The sequence below is a fragment of the Sulfitobacter indolifex genome, assembly GCF_022788655.1.
Classification (GTDB): Bacteria; Pseudomonadota; Alphaproteobacteria; order Rhodobacterales; family Rhodobacteraceae; genus Sulfitobacter; species Sulfitobacter indolifex.
Window position 1 is genome coordinate 2,745,857 of record NZ_CP084951.1, and the last position, 17,218, is coordinate 2,763,074.

17 protein-coding genes are annotated in these 17,218 nt (G+C 57.9%); 9 read left to right on the forward strand and 8 right to left on the reverse strand.

Annotated features, from left to right (window positions below; all coding sequences use genetic code 11):
* Positions 1 to 105: 105 nt before the first annotated feature.
* Complete coding sequence (locus DSM14862_RS13490) at positions 106 to 1,725, reverse strand: winged helix-turn-helix domain-containing protein (RefSeq protein WP_113075651.1); 1,620 nt, start codon at positions 1,723 to 1,725, stop codon at positions 106 to 108.
* 112 nt (positions 1,726 to 1,837) lie between these two features.
* On the opposite strand from DSM14862_RS13490, the gene DSM14862_RS13495 reads away from it, so the two are divergent.
* The 5 genes from DSM14862_RS13495 to DSM14862_RS13515 all read left to right on the forward strand — a co-directional run bounded on the left by DSM14862_RS13495 (position 1,838) and on the right by DSM14862_RS13515 (position 7,636).
* Positions 1,838 to 2,197, forward strand: a complete 360-nt coding sequence (locus DSM14862_RS13495) for a hypothetical protein (RefSeq protein ID WP_007117819.1) — start codon at positions 1,838 to 1,840, stop codon at positions 2,195 to 2,197.
* Between the two features lie 481 nt (positions 2,198 to 2,678).
* The gene (locus DSM14862_RS13500) at positions 2,679 to 3,632 is read left to right on the forward strand and encodes a TAXI family TRAP transporter solute-binding subunit (protein ID WP_040700237.1); all 954 of its coding nucleotides are present in this window, start codon (positions 2,679 to 2,681) and stop codon (positions 3,630 to 3,632) included.
* A gap of 61 nt (positions 3,633 to 3,693) precedes the next feature.
* Entirely contained in the window at positions 3,694 to 5,478 is a 1,785-nt protein-coding gene (locus tag DSM14862_RS13505; protein ID WP_007117821.1) for a TRAP transporter permease, read from the forward strand.
* Positions 5,479 to 5,676: 198 nt separating this feature from the next.
* Positions 5,677 to 5,898 (forward strand): hypothetical protein, encoded by a 222-nt coding sequence (locus DSM14862_RS13510; protein WP_007117822.1) that lies wholly within the window; start codon positions 5,677 to 5,679, stop codon positions 5,896 to 5,898.
* Between the two features lie 517 nt (positions 5,899 to 6,415).
* Positions 6,416 to 7,636: an FAD-dependent oxidoreductase gene (locus DSM14862_RS13515; RefSeq protein WP_007117823.1), complete on the forward strand. Its 1,221-nt coding sequence runs from the start codon at positions 6,416 to 6,418 to the stop codon at positions 7,634 to 7,636.
* A 155-nt stretch (positions 7,637 to 7,791) separates the two neighbouring features.
* Here DSM14862_RS13515 and DSM14862_RS13520 read toward each other — a convergent pair whose 3' ends face one another.
* Both DSM14862_RS13520 and DSM14862_RS13525 read right to left on the reverse strand, forming a co-directional pair.
* Positions 7,792 to 9,165, reverse strand: a complete 1,374-nt coding sequence (locus DSM14862_RS13520; RefSeq protein WP_083804520.1) for a HAMP domain-containing sensor histidine kinase — start codon at positions 9,163 to 9,165, stop codon at positions 7,792 to 7,794.
* On the reverse strand, positions 9,158 to 9,829 hold the full coding sequence (locus DSM14862_RS13525) for a winged helix-turn-helix domain-containing protein (protein WP_007117825.1): 672 nt from the start codon (positions 9,827 to 9,829) through the stop codon (positions 9,158 to 9,160). Before DSM14862_RS13525 ends, DSM14862_RS13520 begins: the two co-directional genes overlap by 8 nt.
* Before the next feature lie 144 nt (positions 9,830 to 9,973).
* Between DSM14862_RS13525 and DSM14862_RS13530 the strand changes: the two genes are divergently transcribed.
* Genes DSM14862_RS13530 through DSM14862_RS13545 form a run of 4 tightly spaced genes read left to right on the forward strand, consistent with a single transcriptional unit; the run spans position 9,974 to position 14,002 of the window.
* Entirely contained in the window at positions 9,974 to 11,164 is a 1,191-nt protein-coding gene (locus tag DSM14862_RS13530) for an ArnT family glycosyltransferase (protein WP_007117826.1), read from the forward strand.
* Positions 11,103 to 11,363: an isoprenylcysteine carboxylmethyltransferase family protein gene (locus tag DSM14862_RS13535; protein ID WP_243254272.1), complete on the forward strand. Its 261-nt coding sequence runs from the start codon at positions 11,103 to 11,105 to the stop codon at positions 11,361 to 11,363. Before DSM14862_RS13530 ends, DSM14862_RS13535 begins: the two co-directional genes overlap by 62 nt.
* A complete protein-coding gene (locus tag DSM14862_RS13540; RefSeq protein ID WP_243254273.1) occupies positions 11,353 to 13,527 on the forward strand; it encodes an efflux RND transporter permease subunit in 2,175 nt (724 codons plus the stop codon). Before DSM14862_RS13535 ends, DSM14862_RS13540 begins: the two co-directional genes overlap by 11 nt.
* Positions 13,514 to 14,002 carry a hypothetical protein gene (locus DSM14862_RS13545; RefSeq protein ID WP_007117829.1) on the forward strand — a complete coding sequence of 163 codons (489 nt, stop codon included), beginning with the start codon at positions 13,514 to 13,516 and terminating at the stop codon, positions 14,000 to 14,002. The genes DSM14862_RS13540 and DSM14862_RS13545 overlap by 14 nt, the downstream gene beginning before the upstream one ends.
* Positions 14,003 to 14,381: 379 nt before the next feature.
* Here the strand turns inward: DSM14862_RS13545 and DSM14862_RS13550 are convergent, their stop codons facing one another.
* The 5 genes from DSM14862_RS13550 to DSM14862_RS13570 form a co-directional block, all read right to left on the reverse strand.
* Positions 14,382 to 14,693 (reverse strand): DUF6958 family protein, encoded by a 312-nt coding sequence (locus DSM14862_RS13550; protein WP_007117830.1) that lies wholly within the window; start codon positions 14,691 to 14,693, stop codon positions 14,382 to 14,384.
* On the reverse strand, positions 14,686 to 15,222 hold the full coding sequence (locus DSM14862_RS13555) for a GFA family protein (RefSeq protein ID WP_007117831.1): 537 nt from the start codon (positions 15,220 to 15,222) through the stop codon (positions 14,686 to 14,688). The genes DSM14862_RS13550 and DSM14862_RS13555 overlap by 8 nt, the downstream gene beginning before the upstream one ends.
* Positions 15,215 to 15,697, reverse strand: coding sequence for a VOC family protein (locus tag DSM14862_RS13560; RefSeq protein ID WP_007117832.1), 483 nt, complete (start codon positions 15,695 to 15,697; stop codon positions 15,215 to 15,217). The genes DSM14862_RS13555 and DSM14862_RS13560 overlap by 8 nt, the downstream gene beginning before the upstream one ends.
* Positions 15,698 to 15,763: 66 nt before the next feature.
* Entirely contained in the window at positions 15,764 to 16,186 is a 423-nt protein-coding gene (locus DSM14862_RS13565; RefSeq protein WP_007117833.1) for an SRPBCC family protein, read from the reverse strand.
* Complete coding sequence (locus DSM14862_RS13570; protein WP_007117834.1) at positions 16,183 to 16,842, reverse strand: TetR/AcrR family transcriptional regulator; 660 nt, start codon at positions 16,840 to 16,842, stop codon at positions 16,183 to 16,185. Before DSM14862_RS13570 ends, DSM14862_RS13565 begins: the two co-directional genes overlap by 4 nt.
* Between the last annotated feature and the right edge of the window lie 376 nt (positions 16,843 to 17,218).

The following is a 17,218-nucleotide window of genomic DNA, read 5'->3' on the forward strand; positions in this document are numbered from 1 at the left end:
TAGGAAGTGGGTATCTTCTTCCCCGATGTATAGCTTGCGCTTGGTGTTCATGGGCACTGCTGATGAGAACTTAAGAGCGGGTTTACGTTAGTGCCCTTACGCGTTTCACGAAGGCATGCCCGCGGCCTCCAACGATTCCAGCCAGCGATCTGCCAACCCTGGCGCTGTCCACATGCCGGTTATCAGTGCTCGTTCGCGTGCCACGGTCCATTCGGAATTTTCGTCGAGGAAAGCCGTCATCGCGGTCTTTGCCATATCCGCATTGCCAAGACAAAGGTAGATTGCGGCCAGCGTCTTGTTTGCGGCCACGGGTATGGAAGGCGCGGCTGTGAACGTGTCGAGCGCCTCGTCGCAGGCACCTCTTTGCCACTGGATACGCGCTTTGGTCCAATTCGTGTCATGCCCGTAAAGTGGATCAATCAGCTCGATGTCGGCAATCTCTTCAAGCGCTTCTTCGGTTTTGCCGACGAAGGCCAGCGCTTGCGCCAAAGCGTTGCGGGCGAATGATGACGACGGATTCAGATCTACTGCGCGGCGGAAGGCGCTGATTGCACCTTCAACATCACGGTTGAACATCAGCACGCGCCCCAACGCATGAAAGGCAAGGAAATTGTTGGGGTCAAGCTCCACCCCCCTGCGGGCAAGATCGTCCATCCGTTGGCGGATCGCATCTTCATCCCCCTCAACCCAGCCATAGCGCAGCCCGATGCGAAGCGACAGAGCCTGGCCCAGCGGTCCCCAGGCGGAATTGGGATAGTCCCTGATGGATTGCTCCTGCTCCGCGATATTGACCAGCAAACTGTCCCGTGAGAAATTTCGCATGATCCGGCTCTGTGCCGCGTTCGCGATCAGCAAGGCGCTGACATCGCCGTCCGACATCTGTGGCTCGGCCATGTCGACTACCTTTTCCCCCACCGCATTTGCAATCTTACGGCTGATCCGGCTGTTCGCGCGCAAGAGCTCGTCCAGGGGCACGTCGAATTCATCGGCCCAGAGACTCGCTTCTGTCGCACCGTCTATCAGCCGGGCCGTCGTGCGCACGTGTGTGCCGTCGTATTGCTGGCTGCCTTCCAGCACGAAATCGGCACCGAGCCGGTCAGCAATGTCCGACACGGGAAGGTCGGAGTTACGAAAGGTAAAGCTGGACCTCTGAGAGATGATCAGGAATTGCGGATAGCGTGCCAGCAGGGTGGTGATATTGTCGCTCACCGCATCGCTCAGGTAGCCTTGATATTCCAGCGGGCTGAAGTCGTCGAACGGCAAGACCGCGATCACCGGGGGCCCTGGCGGCGCTCCGGGTCTCAGCAAGGCGAATGCAAACGCGCATATGCAAAGGACCATAACGGCAAGCAGGGCCAGTTGTTGCTTACGTGACGACCGATCCGGCACGGCCGCGGTGGGCGGGACCAGCCGATAAACCTTACGCGGCACCGTTTCCACGATGCGCTTGTCGATGTCCTCCAAGACCCGCCGAATCTCTGCAATGCATTGCGCGACGCTGTCAGGGGTTACCGCGCGACCCTGCCAAATCTCTTCGATCAACGCATCTTGATTCACCGTCTCACCCGGCACCCTTGCAAGCTCCATGAGCACCTCGCGCGACTGGTGCCGCAGGTCCAGTTCCTTGCCATCATGGCAAAAAAGCCGTCCGACTGAGCAATCGAGAAACGCTATCCCAAGATTGATTTCAGAGGATTTCGTGTCTCTTCGTTTGACGAAACGCACCTCCTTAACCTCCCATCAAGCCCACCACCGCCCCGCATGTCGGATTTGGTCTTTCCGACGAAGATACCCTGCCGGGTGAAAAATACTAACCCCGAACCTGAAAGGACACGAAATGCAACTCATGAAATTGACCCAAGGTGCAATGATCCTCGTCTTCGTCACGACTTGCGCCGCTTCGGCAGACCAATTCGCGATCCGGACAAACAAACCTGTGTCCGGCGCATCCGCGGGCCTGCTTGAAACGTTGGATATCCGCGAGATCGAGGCCGTTGAGATTAACGGTGCCCATTACATACTGATCAATGCGAAGGACGAGGGCTGTGCCGAAGCCTACATCTTTGCCCACGGTATCGATGCCAAGGCCCTCTACCGGCTTGAGGCCGACTGGACCGGACCCGGTCTATCCTCACTGCCTTTGGAAGCGCGGGGTGCCTTCTTCAAAGAAACAATCTGCGAGTTCTGCACGAGCTGAAGCATTCAGAGCAGAACGCATCTTGAGGGGCTCCATCTCTTCTGAGATCAAATACGACTAAAGATGATTGGTATGTCGCAAGGGTGCAGGTGCCGTCAGGCATGCAGAGGAAAGCGGCTGTTCGGACAGCCGCTTTCGAACCCATGTATTCTTTAGATTGCGACAGTGAAAAGGGCTGGAATAGCTGATTTGCGGCGATGCGCCATGAACCTCAGGCTGAATTCCCCTCGAAGTTCTGCTTCCAATGGTCGGCCCAGTTCGCTTCGCGCCCATAACGAACGACCGCTTTCCGCCCTCGGCGCGCTTCTTCAAACCTACAAGACTGTAGCGGTCCGCCAAAATGACCTTCACGCCAGACCCGACAGCAAAACCCCATTCTCGACAATGCCGTAGCGTGCTGCCACAAAGTCACTCGGAGGCATTCCCGCAGCTATTTTGCCAGGGGGGAAAGCTTGCCTTTGGGTTTGGAGGAGGAAAAACCATGAATGCATTAAGACGAACTATTTGCGCGGCATTGGCCGTGGGGCTGGTGGGCGCTGCCGTGAGTGCTGAGACCCGTGTGACCTATAAGTCGGCCAAATCGGGCTCGTCCTACTATCAAATGGGTGTGGAGCTTGCCGAAGCTATGAAAGCGGGCAGCAGCGGGGACATCTCGGTTACAGTGGAAGAGAGCCAAGGCTCTGTCCAGAACGTCATGGAAGTGCGCGCGCGTGGGGCCGACTATGTCTTTACCACCCCTCCTTCTCTTGTTGGTTTGGCCCAGAACGGCAAGGCTATGTTTGAGGGCAAAACCGCGCCTGCTTTCGACGAAATTCGTGCGCTTTTCCCAATCCCTTCACTGACCATGCATTTCGTGATGTCTCAAGCCAGCGAAGCCACCTCGCTTGCTGATTTGGAAGGCAAGAGCATCTTGCTGGGCAAAGGGTCTTTCGGCGCCACCGAAGGGGCAAAGTATCTGGATATGTTTGGGCTGTCGGACAGTGTCGAGATCGCGGATGCGGAATTAAGCAACGCCGTAGCCGCCTTGAAGAACGGGCAGATTGATGGCTTTGTCACTGCCGGTTCATTCCCTGCGCCAAATGTCGTTGAAGCCGCCGCTTCCACCCCCGTTACTGTGATTCCGTTGTCAGACGAGCAAATTGCGCAATCCAAACGGACGCGAATTGTCATTCCAGCGGGGACCTATGCGGGCCAGGAGCAGGATGTGACCACGACCGCTCTGCCCGTTGTCGCCTTCACGACCACAAAGATGGACGATGAAACGGCCTATCAACTGACCAAGACCTATTGGGAAAACAAGGCGAAGATGGCCGACACTTCGCCGTGGTGGGGCAATGTCACGCCAGAGTTGATGAGCAACATAACCACCGAGTTGCACTCCGGCGCGCTGCGCTATTACGAAGAAGCCGGGATCGCGACAGAGACCTCGCAATAACAAGGTAAGCGGCGCGGGCTTTCCGCGCCGCGCTTCCCCAGCCAAAGCCGGACCCCCATACATGACAAACCTTCCCGAAAGCCGATTGGCGGCGAGTTTCTGGATCGCGCTTGCCGTCGCGCTGGTCGCTTATCACTTGGTTCTGGTGTTTTCAGGTCTGGTGCCGAACCTTATCAGCAGACCGCTACACATGGCTTTCATCCTACCCTTCGCTCTGGTCTTTGACGCACGCACACCGCTGCGACGGACCACCGGCGGCGTTTTGGCGGTATTGGGCATCGCCGCGGCGCTTTGGGTGGCCTTCAACAGCAATGCGCTCGGGGATCAATACGGGTTTATCGAGAGCAATTTTCAGCTCGCGGTGGCGATGACGCTGCTCTTGGTGGTGCTGGAAACGGCGCGGCGGGTGATCGGTTTGCCGTTGCCACTGGTTGCCGCACTGGCGCTGCTCTACGGACTTTTTGGACAGTATATTCCCGGAGAGTTCGGGCATTCTGGCACGCCACTAGAAAGTTTTTTCGGAACACTGACCATCGCCGAAGGCGGAATTTGGGGGACGCTCACCGGTGTCTCCGTTTCTGTCGTGGCGATCTTCGTCATCTTCGGCGCTGTTTTGAACGCTGGCGAAGCGGGACAAGGGTTCATGAATGTCGCGGCGGCCGCAGCGGGCAAACTGAAGGGCGGCGCGGCGAAGGTTTCGGTTTTGTCGTCCGCGCTGTTCGGCTCGATCTCTGGCTCAGCGTCCGCAAATGTCGCGTCCACCGGCGCGATCACACTGCCCGCGATGACCAAGCTCGGCTATCCCAAACGTCTCGCCGCAGCTGTCGAGGCCGTTGCCTCCTCGGGCGGTCAGATTATGCCGCCACTGATGGGCGCAGGTGCCTTTGTTATGGTCGAGCTTACCGGCGTGCCCTACATTGGCATTATGGCCGCCGCAGCGCTTCCAGCGTTACTCTACTTCGTTGCGGTCTGGGTGGGGATTAACGCCTACGCTCAGCGCTTCTCGCTGAAGGGAATAGCTGAAGCGGATCGCCCTGTGATGCGTGACGTAGTGATTACCTCACTCTTCTTCCTTGTCCCCTTCTCGGTCCTTCTTTGGGGCATGTTTATCGCGCAATTCACGCCTGAATACGCGGCGGCTATGGCGATCCTCTCAGCGGCGCTGCTCTTGTTTTTCAACGCCCAACTCACTTTCCGGGCGCGCCAGATTGCCATAAGGATGACAAGTGCAGTTCTTAATGCTGCGCGACAGGTTTCATTGATCGCGTCCATCATCCTTTGCGCTTCGATCATCATTGGCGTGCTGTCGATCACCGGGCTCGGCGTGAAAATCACCTCGCTTATTCTGGAGGGGTCGGGCGGGCTTCTTTGGCCGTCCTTGCTGTTGACGGCGGTCGCCTGTCTCATCTTAGGCATGGAGGTGCCGACCACAGCTGCTTATGTGATCTGCGTCTCGGTGACCGGTCCTGCGCTCATCGAACTGGGACTTTCGCCGCTTCAAGCGCATCTCTTTGTCTTTTGGTTCGCGCTTCTATCGACAATCACGCCTCCGGTTTGCGGCGCTGTTTTTATCGCCGCGGGGATGATTGGTGAGAACTGGTTAAAGGTCGCTCTAACCGCGATGGCGCTTGGTATTGGACTTTATGTCATCCCGCTGGGCATGGTCGCCAATCCAGATATGCTAAGACTTTCGGAAGCTCCATTGGCAGCTCTATTGGCGGCTGGTCGAGTTGCGTTGGGGCTGACCATGCTTTCATTCGGTTTAATCGGAGCGCGACGGCCCTTGTCAACGGTTGCGCTTTGCGCGGGCGGGCTGGCGGTCGTGTTTTCTGGACTGTGGTTTTGATCTCGCCGCCTTAAAGCAAGCGATTAGTCACATTGATATTGGATAGCACGTCCTAAATCTGTTTTCGCAATCGGATATCAGCGGACCTGTGGCGTAAGGGAAATGCATCGGTCGGGGACAGCGAGAGCACAATTCTTCGCAATCCTCCCGATACCCTACAATGCCGAAGGTGCATCCTCGGCCCCTCAGGAGACTAACATGAAATTACTCTACCCCCTCATCGCCGCCACTGCGCTTATCTCTGCCTGCGCGCCCAATATCGCCCTCGATAGTGACGTAGAGCGCGGGCTTGCAGGCGCAGCGCTCGGCTATGGCGCGGCGAAAGCTATGGATGAAAACGCCGACCACGGCGCCATCATCGGCGGCCTTGCGGGCGTTTTCTGTGATGATGCGGGCATTTGCAGCCGCCCCCGCTATTGAGCATCAAAAAATTAGTAGAGCGCGGAAAGAAATTCGCGCGCTCTGTTGCGACCGTGCAGCATGATTTTCTTGCGTCGTTTTGCTAAGCTTAAGCTTGCACGTCACTGTTTCAAAGCCCCGGCACTTGAACCTGGATCCCGGTCAGTCAAGGAGGGCATATCGGCCTTTAGCCGACCCTGGTGTTGTCTGCAGCGAACGGCAGGAACGAGCCCTTAGTGACCGTGCAGAGCTTGAGGCTATTCGCAGCCGCAGAATAGCGTTCTTTGCAGGGGACGGCCCAGAGCCGACATTCAACGCAATGTCACTTGCAACAGACCAATCAGTCGCAGTGTTGGCGAAAACGGGTGCTTAGCGGGTTAGACCTCGGCCGCCATCGCGCATTGATAATCAGTGCGACCCGGAGGACGTAGCTTGTCGTCCTGCGCTGTCACGCCGCTGCTGTAACGGCCGAACGTGGTCGGGACGGTCAGATCGTGCGATACTCTACGCACCATCTTAATCTGAGGAGGCACGGCACGTGGCAGAAGAGATTTCAGCGCAGTGTTGCATCGTGGGCGGCGGACCGGCCGGACTAACGCTCGGATTCTTGTTGGCCCGCGCCGGCATCGACGTTGTCGTCCTCGAAAAGCACGCCGATTTCCTGCGCGACTTTCGCGGCGACACGATTCACCCATCAACCATGGAGCTGATGCACGATCTCGGCCTTCTACCCGAGTTTCTGGACCTGCCTCATCAGCGGGTGTCGAGGCTCTTCGGGCAAGTCGGACCGGACCGGGTGCAGATTGCAGATTTCTCCGGCCTGCCGGTTCATGCCCCTTTCATCGCGATGATGCCGCAATGGGACTTCCTGTGCTTTCTGGCGGAAAAGGCGAAGCAATATCCCTGCTTCCGCCTGTGCATGGGCGCCGAGGGCCGCGCCTTGCTGACCGAGGACGGGAACGTAACGGGCGTCCGTGCCGAAACACGCGAGGGCATGATCGATATCAAAGCGCCGTTGACGGTCGCGGCCGACGGGCGTGGGTCGCGCCTGCGGGCGGACGCGGCCCTGACGATTAAAGAACTCGGCGCACCGATCGACGTGCTCTGGTTCCGGCTGTCGCGCCTCGACTCCGATACGGAGGAAACGCAGGGCCGCTTCGACGCCGGTCAGATTTTTATCATGATCAATCGTGGTGACTATTGGCAATGCGCCTACGTCATTCCCAAGGGTGGCTTCGAGAAGAAGAAGACGGCGGGAATCGGAGCATTCTGCGCGGAGCTGGCAAAAGTCGCTCCTTTCGAGGCCGATCGCGTCCATGAATTGGAGAACTGGGAGCAGGTGAAAATCCTAAGTGTGCAGGTGAACCGGCTGGAGACCTGGTGGCGGCCAGGGCTGATTTGCATCGGCGATGCGGCTCATGCCATGTCGCCGGTGGGCGGCGTCGGCGTGAACCTCGCGGTGCAGGACGCGGTGGCCTCCGCCAACGTTCTCGCGACCCCGTTGCGGCGCGGCACGCCGTCAGGGGACGAGCTCGCAGCAGTCCAGCGCCGTCGCGAATGGCCAACGCGCGCAACCCAAAGGCTGCAAGTCCTGATCCAGAATCGCGTTCTTCTGAAGGCACTGCGCAGCGGCTCTGATTTTCGCTCACCATTTCTATTGCGGATCATGACACGCGTGCCGTTGCTCCGAAACCTGCCTGGCCGGATCATTGGATTGGGATTACGACCAGAGCGCCCAAATCCGGAACTCTACCGTTGAGCCGTGAATCGCCTTCAAACAAGATTGGAAGGGGGGAGTGTCAGTTCGGTTCATTGGCGTCACTGCTCATTTTCTCATGCATTTTCTGCTATGAGGCGAATTAACGGCATTTCTTGAATACGGCAAAGCCAGGTATGATCAGGCACTGATCGGATTTACGTCAGGAACATGATCTCGAACACAGTTCCTGGATCATTGTCCGACACAGTTATTACGGCACCATGCAGGTCGCAGATCGCTTTTGCTAATGCCAGGCCAAGGCCATTCCCTGGACTATTTCGGCTTTTTTCGCCTCTGAAGAACCGGTGAAAAATCCGCTCTTGATCCCGGCATTCGATTCCCGGCCCATCGTCAGTTATCCGCAAGATCAGCCCTTCTGGGGTATTCTCGCCCGAGACCAGAACTTTAGACCCCGCCGGACAATGTTTGATCGCGTTCTCGACAAGATTTGACAGCAGTTGCGTCAGCAGGTTCCTATCCCCAAAAACCTCAAGCTGTTCGTCCGGCACCTTAATGGTCAACTCAATACCAGCATCCTCGGCAGTAGGCTCGAAGACTTCCGTAACATTGCCTATGACCTCACGCAGGTCGTTCCACGCGAACCTTTCACGACGGTCACTTCCCTCAATCTGCGCAATGCGCAAAAGGGCGTTAAAGGTCGCTATGATTTCTTCAGTTTGATCAAGACTGGCAGTAATGTCGTCCGGCCGGATAGTCGGACTGTCTCGTAGTTTTTCCAACCGCTGCCGAAGATGCTGAAGCGGCGTGCGCATGTCATGGGCAATGTCATTCGAGATCTGCTCTTGGCTTTCGAGCAGGCGGTTGATCTGGCCAAGCATGTTGTTGATTTCGGTTGACACCCGCGACAAATCATCGCGCGCGTTTGGGGCAATTTGAATACGGGAAGCGAGGTTGCCAGAGGAGACCTCTGTTAAAGTATTGGATATGGCTGAAATGCGTCGCTCGGTGATGCGGCCAATTTGGACACCGACGATAAGGCCGAGGATCACAACCGCCAGATAGCCCGCCACCAAAGCCATGCCAAGTGCTTCCAGTATCTCCAAGACGATATGGTCGCCTGCCCCTTGGATCAGGCGATAGGGGCCGACGTCATCTGCGCGCAGCCAATAGCCGGTGACTTCGTCGTGAATTTCTCCACCGAGCGGCAATTCCTGTGCCGGAAGATAGTCGGGCAAAGGGCTTTCAACGGTCGAGGACAAGTTGCCGGAAACAATAGCGCCGTCGGCGTTCAGAAGCTGGTAGACCCGGGCATTTTGAAAACTGACTTCGGCAAGGGCGTCGACGCGGTCGACCAGCACCTCATCGCCGCCCAGCTCGAAGATTTCAACGAGCGTGGCCGCATCGCTGCGCATTTGGTCGAGCACCCAGTCTTGGACCTCGTATTGCGTAAACCAATATGCCAATGCGAAAACGAGCGCAGAGAGCACCGAATAGAGAAACGAGTATTGCAAAGACAGCCGTATGGATGTCCGCAACGCTGAAGGGCCCTTGCGCTTAGGCTTATCCATGAAGACTGTATCCCGCGCCTCGAACGGTATGGATCAACGGCTGGTCGAAGGGTTTGTCGATCTTGTTGCGCAGACGGCTGATATGCGTTTCGACGACATTGGTGTTCGGGTCGAAGTGAAAATCCCAGACCGCTTCCAGCAACATGGTGCGTGTCACCACCCGCTCGGCGTTCTTCATCAGATAAGACAGCAAGCGAAACTCGCGCGGCTGCACAGCGATCTCCTGACCGGATCGGCACACAGTATGGCGGATCAGGTCGATCTCCAGATCAGCGACCTGAAGTCGCGTTTCTTCGGCCTGCATCGGGGGGCGGCGTGCAAGTGCAGTTAGGCGCGCGGAAAGCTCTGAAAACGCAAAAGGTTTCACAAGATAGTCGTCCGCCCCAGCTTCCAATCCATTCACCCGGTCGTTCAAACCGCCGAGCGCGCTCAAGAACAGGATCGGCGTATCAACGTTCGCACCGCGCACTGATTTGACGAGGGTCAACCCATCCAAGCCGGGCAGCATCCGGTCGACTACGATGACATCAAAGTCATTGTCCAGCGCATCGAGGAAGCCTTGTTTGCCATCAGACGCATGTTTCGTCACATGGCCAAGCGCCTTTAGGCTGGTGCAGATATACTCAGCCGTCTCGCCATCATCTTCTACAACAAGCACCCGCATCTGCGCTCAAGCTCCATAAGGTATTGAGAAAATAGCCTGCTTTGCGGCTTTGCACCATCTTCGTAATATTACGGATCGGTATAGTGCCGACCATCTTTCGCAGACCACCACCGTCTTATGCCCTGAGAAAAAGGACAGGGCATTATGGTCGCAATAGATCCGAAATTCGCAATATCCGTGCGGCACGAGCATGAGAGGCGCTTCGCTTTAACCCGCAGTGACCAACGGTTCCTGCTGTTTGCACTCGGTGCATTGTTCGCTGTGCGCCTGCTTGCCATGTTCTGGTGGCCTTTCACAGATTCAACAGAAGCCCGTTATGCCGAGATCGCGCGTAAGATGGTCGAGACCGGGGACTGGGTCACACCTCAGTTCGACTATGGCGTCCCGTTTTGGGGCAAACCTCCCTTACATACTTGGCTGTCTGCCTTGGGGATGAAGCTCTTTGGCGTTGGGGCCTTCGGCGCACGGATATTCATATTTGCTGCGTCGTTGGGGGTGTTAAGCCTAATTTTCACTTGGGTGCGCCAGCATCGAGGCGCAGATCAGGCTCTTGTCGTGACCACGGTGCTCGCCTCATCTTTAATGTTTTTCGGCGCGTCGGCTTTCGTGATGACGGACATGGGCATGGTGCTTGGCACTACGTTAAGCATGATCGGCTTCTACAACTGCTTGATGGACAGCCCCGCGCGCAGTGCATGGGGACGGTGGTTCTTTGTCGGCATCGCGATCGGCCTTTTGGCGAAGGGACCGGTCGCGCTTGCAATCACAATGATCGCGCTTCTGCCATGGCTCGTGGTGACCGGACGCTGGCGGGAATTACAGGGGTTTCCCTGGTTGTCCGGGCTGTTGATCGCTGCAGCGCTGACCCTTCCGTGGTATATCCTGGCCGAGATCAAGACACCGGGTTTCCTGCGCTATTTTCTTGTTGGAGAACACTTCCAGCGCTTTGTCGTGCCGGGCTGGCAGGGGGATCTCTACGGGTCCGGCCATCAGCAGCCCAAAGGCCTGATCTGGCTCTATGCTTCGGCTACGTTTCTGCCGTGGAGCTTGTTTTTCTTGGCATTACTTCCCCGGGCGGGTTCTTGCGTCAACGAGGTGACGGGCAATGACCGGGGCTGGCACAGCTATCTCGCACTTTGGGTCGTTGCGCCGCTGATCCTCTTCACGCCCGCCGCAAACATATTGCCAGCCTATGCTTTGCCCGGGCTTCCCGCCGCAGCGGTTCTCCTGGTTTCGCTTTGGGCTCAGGTGAGTGGCCAACCTGCTTCAGCTCATGCGTCTGTGGATATTGAGGTCGCTTGGCAGCCGCTGGACCACCCGCATCATCATACTTGAAGAACCGCTGGTGGTGCGTGGCCCGTTCAAATACCTTTCGCACCCGAATTACATGCTTGTCGTCGCCGAAATCATCGTGGCCCCCATGGTGCTTGGCCTCGTCTGGGTCGCTTTAGTGTTCACTCTTCTCAACGCAGCGATGCTCTGGGTGCGTATCGGGGTTGAACACAAGGCGCTTGCCCCGCTGCGTGCCAGATAGAGTGCCCCTCGGCATCGGGTTTGGCTCAGAGCGCATTGGCTTTCTGGCTCTGAGGTTTCCGAAGGCCGCCACGGCTGCCTTACTGGCTCTCGTGGCATTCATCGCGCTCAGCCTGTCACATGTGACCTTCGACAAAGACATCCACCGGACGTTTCTATCTGACAGCCCATTATCGCAGGCGCAACGCGCCTATGCGGCAGAGCAAGACCCACCGCTCAGCACTGTCCTTGTCCATGTTGAATCACCGGAACCTTTGACTGCCCAACAGATGGGCGCCCTGCGCGACCTGTCGCTGGACTTTGAATTCATTGAGGGGGTCACTGCCGTTGCTTCACCTTTCGTTTTGCGCTGGCCCCCCGACCGCGACGCGCCGTCTGGGACCCCGGTGTTCGGTCCCGAGATCGCTGAGAATTTCGCGCAGGACCTCACGGCCTTCCGCACCTTGCAAACGGGGCTGCCGACCTTTGTCACTTCCTCCGCCACGGCAGTCTTACTGGCACTTTCGGTCGATACCAATCAAACGACGGTGACGCAGGTGGTGGATCAGATAGCCCCGCGCCTTGACCGGGTTCTGCAACCGGCCCTCTCCGCGCGCATCACAGGCGAGGACGTTATCAGCGCCGAGATCGTTGCGGGCCTGAAGGACAGTCTAATCTCCCTTAACATTTGGGGCGTTTTGGCAATCGCGCTGGCCGCCTGCATTTTGCTGCGCGATCTGCGCATGGTGCTTCTTGCCACAGCCCCGGCGGTTGCGGGGGCAGCGGGTGTGCTGGCGCTATCGGTCTGGCTGGGCTACCCGATCACCGTGCTCAGCAACGTGATCCCTGTCTTGCTTTTGGTGCTCGGCGTTGCGGATGGGGTGCATCTGGCTGGCCATATCAAGAGCGGCGGCACGGCGCGGGAGGCCGTCAGCGCAGTCGGCCCGGCGTGCGGGCTGACCGCACTTACCACAGCCGTCGCCTTCGCCAGCATCACCCTTAGCGGCAATGCGCAACTGTTTGAGTTCGCCATTCTTGGTGCGGTTGGAACGTTGCTGTCTTTTGTCATCGTAATGGTGAGCTTTGCCCTGTTGGCCAAATGCCTGCCGCTCTCAAACAGTCCCTTGCCCAAATCTCCAGCGCTTGTGGCGCAGGTCCTTGCTGGTCTTGGCACCGCCCGTCCAGGCGTGACCGTAGCACTTTGCTTTGCCCTGCTGACCGGCGCAGCGTGGGGGTTCAGCCAGACCACGGCGTGGTTCCCGCTCTATCAGAACCTGCCCGACGACAGCGCCATGGTGCAGACCAACGATCGAATAGCGCAGGATTTTGGCGGTGTCTTTCAGATGATCATCGAAACGGACGGAGATTGGGATCAAACCCACGCGCTGGTCACCGAGTTGGAGGGTCTGACCGGGGCGGGCACAATCCTCGCAGAAGTCGACGTCGCGCGGTGGCTTGGCCGTCCGACGCTGCGCCCGACGTCAAAGGATATGGCAGCATTGCCCGAAGCCCTTGTCGGGCAACTGCGCGCCACCTCGGGGGCCTCGCGGATTTTTGTGTCAGTCCCCGAACCCATGCGTAGCCCCGATACCCTTGCCGCCTTTGACAAGCTATATGACACAGCACGCGCAAGAGGCGCGCAGCGAGTTCTGGGTCTGCCGACAATCATGCGACGAGAGGCCGTCGATTTGGTATCGCAGCTGTCGATGGGTTTGGTCGCGGCCGCACTTGGGGCCACACTTCTGGTTGCTCTGGCCTTCCGCTCTGCCAATCTTGTCCCTGCTTTGATCATTCCCAACACCTTGCCGTTGATGTTGACCGGTGCCTCTCTCCACCTATGGGCCGAAGGTCAACTTACCCCCACAGCGGTGCTGGCCCTGACCATCGCCTTCGGCATCGCCATAGACGATACGGTGCATTTCCTCAGCCGCTATGCTGCTGCGCGCAATGCCGGCCAGTCTGAGAGGGAAGCCGTCAAGTCTGCAACCCGCGCGGCGGGCCAGGTCATGGTGGTCACAACGCTTTTGCTGACTATTGGGCTCAGCGTGACGCTGCTGAGTGAGTTCACCCCGATCCGCTTATTCGGCGGTATGATGATCCTGACGCTCTGGGCCGCGCTGCTGGTGGATCTGTTACTACTACCCGCCCTACTGATCTTGAAAGGATCACGCCATGTTTCTGTTTAGAATGACTCTATTCATTTTGCTCAGTGCTGCAGCGGCTAGCGCAGAGCCTTTGGCCGATATGGCAGGCACATGGAGTGGATCAGGATGGGCGCGGGAAACGGTCACGGGCCCCCAAGAAACACTGCGCTGTCAGTTGAGCAACCACTACGACCCGGCCGAGAGAACGCTTACGCTTGCCGGTCAGTGCATCGTGCCGGGACGCCGTCTGAGCATCGCAGGAATCCTGAGCAGCACTGAGGGGTCTGCGCGGATCACCGGCCAGTGGACAAACCCAGACGGTGTGGGTCGCGCCCGAGTCGTAGGAATACAGCGCGACAAGATTGTCGCATTTAACTTCAGCGCACTCGATCCGCAGACGGGGCGCCAAGTAGCGCAGAACATCGAATGGCGCATTGCCGGCGACGCATTGCGGCTGCGCGCGACGGATCGCAACAACCCTGACCGTATGATGGCGGATATATCGTTTGCGCGATGAACAATGCCGGGACTTAGGGATGACTACAGCTTCCAGTGCCAAAAGCAGCTAATGTAGGTCCAGGGCCTTAGCCTAAAATTCAAGGCGCAATGCTTGCAAGTGTCGACCGTTGAGGACTTAGTGTTCCTTATACTGAACAAACTGACAACTGCCGTTTGAACAACATGCCGCGAATGTCGGCGATCCGTCGTTCCTCCACAAAGCACCGCGGAAACCATGCAGACGCAGCGAAGGTCTGAAAGGTCCCGCCCAGCGGACCTCGGAGCTGGTTGCAGCTAACGGCGGCTTTGAGCCCTAAACTACTAATGCTGCGCGTTGCTTCAATGTCAGCTATGGTGCCGCGGCCATCTCTTTCGAACGGGTTTATCGGGCAATCTTCTTATGTCGGCTTCTCCGTCTTGAAGAGCCGGACCGGTCCTTTGCCGCTGCGCTCGATCACGCCTTTGGCTTCGAGGTCGAGTTGCACTGCCTTCAGCCACCATCCGGCCTTCTCACCGCCCGGAAACAATTCCTGTGACAGATCCGACAACAACGCGGCCTTTGCCTCGGCTATGGATATACCTGGGGCCTCGGACGGCAGAACCGGAAGCAAGGCATCGCGCATAGCAATGAATCTTGCCTTGTCCACTCGTTGGACGTGATGCGGTGACGTAACACTCTCAATTTCGATTTTCGGGTCAGCGTCAGACATTGACCTCTCCCGTGTTTGGCGTCTTTGGGTTGCGGAAACCCATGGCGACCCAAGCCCCGAAGAGCTTGGCGAAGAAGCCAAGACTCTGCTTCTTTGCGTTGGGAATGTCGTCTGGCAGCGTGGCACCCTCCGGGAGATCGGAGGCCATGGTGCGCATCGTGGGCTCAGGCTTTGTGCCGGACGACCAGAGTCCACTGTAGAGACTCAGCCAGTGTCCGCCTTTGAACTCCAGATCGACGGGCGTGTTGCAGCAGGTGGCGATCACCCGTGTGCTGGGGGCCTCGGGCGACAGGCGGAACCCGGCCAGGTTGGCGGCCCCCGCAAGAAAACGCACGCGATCCTTGCGATACATGACGAAGGGCGTCGTGCCGTGATCGGTCAACGTCCGGGGTGCGCCCTCAAGACCCTGCATCCTCCCCGCCGCCTCGCGGCAGGAGGTGCAGCAGCATTCGACGCTCGCAATAGGCCTCCCCTCGACTTCAAGGTGGGTCTGACCACAGGCACAACCGATCTGTGTTGCCTCACCCATGCGTTGGCTCCTTCGCGGCGGCCGCTTCGAGGGTGGCAATGTCGATCTTCTCCATCTGCATCATCGCCTCGCTCACGCGGCTCACCACGCCCGGATCTTCGCTGGCCAGCAGGTCCGGCATTCGCTTCGGCACGATCTGCCAAGACACGCCGAAGCGGTCCACGATCCAGCCACACCGCCCTGCCTCACCGCCCTTTGTGGTCAGCTTGGCCCAGAGCCGGTCCGTCTCATTCTGATCCTCGGTCAGCACAGAGATCGATGCGGCGGGTGTCAGCTTGTGATGTGGCCCAGCGGTCAAGATCATCATGGGCGCACCTGCCAGCGTGAACTCAACGATCATCGGGTCGTCTGGTTGGCCGTTTTCGCGCACGGCCTCAATCCTACTGTCTGGCAAGAACGTTACATATTCCTGCGCGGCATCATGTCCGCCTTTCTCAAACCAGAAGCAGGTCCGCACTTTCGAGGCATATTCCATCTAAAATTCCTCCAATGTTTTTGTGGTTTGGGGCTCAGCATTTAAGCCGGGTGGCCCCATCCATATTCAGCCACGCTTGCTTTCAACGTAGGTAGTGAAATTGTTTAAGATCGCCTGCCACCCGTCGCGTTGCATCTCAATCGGGTTTTGCGCCTCGGCGTCGAAGGTGGTCACGACATGGGTCTTTCCGCTGCTTCCGGTAAATGTCGTGCGGGACTTACGGCCGTCGTCAAGAACCAGCAGGAGTGACTTGTGCGGCGTGATCTCCTTGTAAGTGCCCTCGAAGTCGAAACCCATGCTTCCGTCCTTCGCCTCCATACGGGCGATCTGCTTGCCGCCGGGGCGAAGATCCACTTCGGCGCGCGGGCAGCACCAATCATCGTTTGCGAAATTCCACTGCATGATGTCGTCTGGGGTGGTGTAGGCGCTCCACACCTCTTTAACGGAGGCGGCAACTGTCGTTTCCACGGTGATGCGCTGGTTGGTCATGTTGATTTCTCCTTGTAGCTGGTTTCAGATGTATCTGGCTCCACCCCAAAAAGGCCGCGCACATACCGGATGAGATGATCAACGCTTTCACGGGCGAGGTCCGGGTCTCCGGTGGCCTTGGCGAGGATGAACCCACCCTGAAGGACCGCCTGCGTGTGGCGGGCAAGGCTCTTGGCAGTCCAGTCAGCGACAATGTTACGCTGCTTGCGGGCCGCTTCGATGTCGGCCTCCAGCGTGGCGGCATGGTCGAAGATGCTGGCGGCGCAGGCATCCCGGATCGCGGGCGCGCTATCATGCACCTCCTGCGTCATGGTGCCGACAAGGCAGGTGTATTCAAACGTCTCGCCGCCGATGATCCCTTTGCGGAAATCGAGATACGCCAGAACCCGGTCCAGCGGATCGTGCGGCTCATGGTAAGGCGCGCTGGCAAAGAGTGCGCTGGTTGTCTCGGCCCAGAAATTTGCTACCGCCACGCCGAGCGCGTCCTTCGTCTTGAAGTGATGGAAGAACGCGCCCTTCGTGACACCGGCCGACTGACAGAGATCATCGACTGAGGTTGCGGCGAACCCCTTGCGCCGGATCAAGTCGCGCGCGGCTTCCAGAAGGCGCGTGCGCGCATCGCCGCGCTCGGGGGATTGTTTGGTTGGTCTTGGCATAACTCAAGCATACCATACGGTTGGTATGAAGTCCATAATCTCAAACATGACAAGCCCCGGCGACGCCAAAAGTCGCCGCTTGTGGACTTGAAATTGATATTAGGCCGCGGCCGAAGCACACTGTTCAACTATCGCGGCGAAGGACAGCAAGGTCCCGGAGAGCGTTTGAGACTAGGAAATTCAGCAAGATAAACCTGCTTCACATGCAGAAACCCAATTTCTCTCCACAGTATCTCTCACCCATGTGCTATAAATCACTTCAACCATGGCCTCGTAGTAAGGTCATGGCGCTGTTAGGCTAAGTTTAAGGAGGTTCGAAGTGCGAAGCATAGAATTCCCTAGAGATGCCGATTCACTACCGTCTAAAGTTCGCACG

What these genes read in the sequence shown, in the direction of transcription:
- DSM14862_RS13495 (WP_007117819.1), top strand. Translation starts at nt 1,838, where the DNA reads ATGCAACTCATGAAATTGACCCAAGGTGCAATGATCCTCGTCTTCGTC.
- DSM14862_RS13500 (WP_040700237.1), top strand. Translation starts at nt 2,679, where the DNA reads ATGAATGCATTAAGACGAACTATTTGCGCGGCATTGGCCGTGGGGCTG.
- DSM14862_RS13505 (WP_007117821.1), top strand. Translation starts at nt 3,694, where the DNA reads ATGACAAACCTTCCCGAAAGCCGATTGGCGGCGAGTTTCTGGATCGCG.
- DSM14862_RS13510 (WP_007117822.1), top strand. Translation starts at nt 5,677, where the DNA reads ATGAAATTACTCTACCCCCTCATCGCCGCCACTGCGCTTATCTCTGCC.
- DSM14862_RS13520 (WP_083804520.1), bottom strand. Translation starts at nt 9,165, where the DNA reads ATGGATAAGCCTAAGCGCAAGGGCCCTTCAGCGTTGCGGACATCCATA.
- DSM14862_RS13525 (WP_007117825.1), bottom strand. Translation starts at nt 9,829, where the DNA reads ATGCGGGTGCTTGTTGTAGAAGATGATGGCGAGACGGCTGAGTATATC.
- DSM14862_RS13530 (WP_007117826.1), top strand. Translation starts at nt 9,974, where the DNA reads ATGGTCGCAATAGATCCGAAATTCGCAATATCCGTGCGGCACGAGCAT.
- DSM14862_RS13535 (WP_243254272.1), top strand. Translation starts at nt 11,103, where the DNA reads ATGCGTCTGTGGATATTGAGGTCGCTTGGCAGCCGCTGGACCACCCGC.
- DSM14862_RS13545 (WP_007117829.1), top strand. Translation starts at nt 13,514, where the DNA reads ATGTTTCTGTTTAGAATGACTCTATTCATTTTGCTCAGTGCTGCAGCG.
- DSM14862_RS13550 (WP_007117830.1), bottom strand. Translation starts at nt 14,693, where the DNA reads ATGTCTGACGCTGACCCGAAAATCGAAATTGAGAGTGTTACGTCACCG.
- DSM14862_RS13555 (WP_007117831.1), bottom strand. Translation starts at nt 15,222, where the DNA reads ATGGGTGAGGCAACACAGATCGGTTGTGCCTGTGGTCAGACCCACCTT.
- DSM14862_RS13560 (WP_007117832.1), bottom strand. Translation starts at nt 15,697, where the DNA reads ATGGAATATGCCTCGAAAGTGCGGACCTGCTTCTGGTTTGAGAAAGGC.
- DSM14862_RS13565 (WP_007117833.1), bottom strand. Translation starts at nt 16,186, where the DNA reads ATGACCAACCAGCGCATCACCGTGGAAACGACAGTTGCCGCCTCCGTT.
- DSM14862_RS13570 (WP_007117834.1), bottom strand. Translation starts at nt 16,842, where the DNA reads ATGCCAAGACCAACCAAACAATCCCCCGAGCGCGGCGATGCGCGCACG.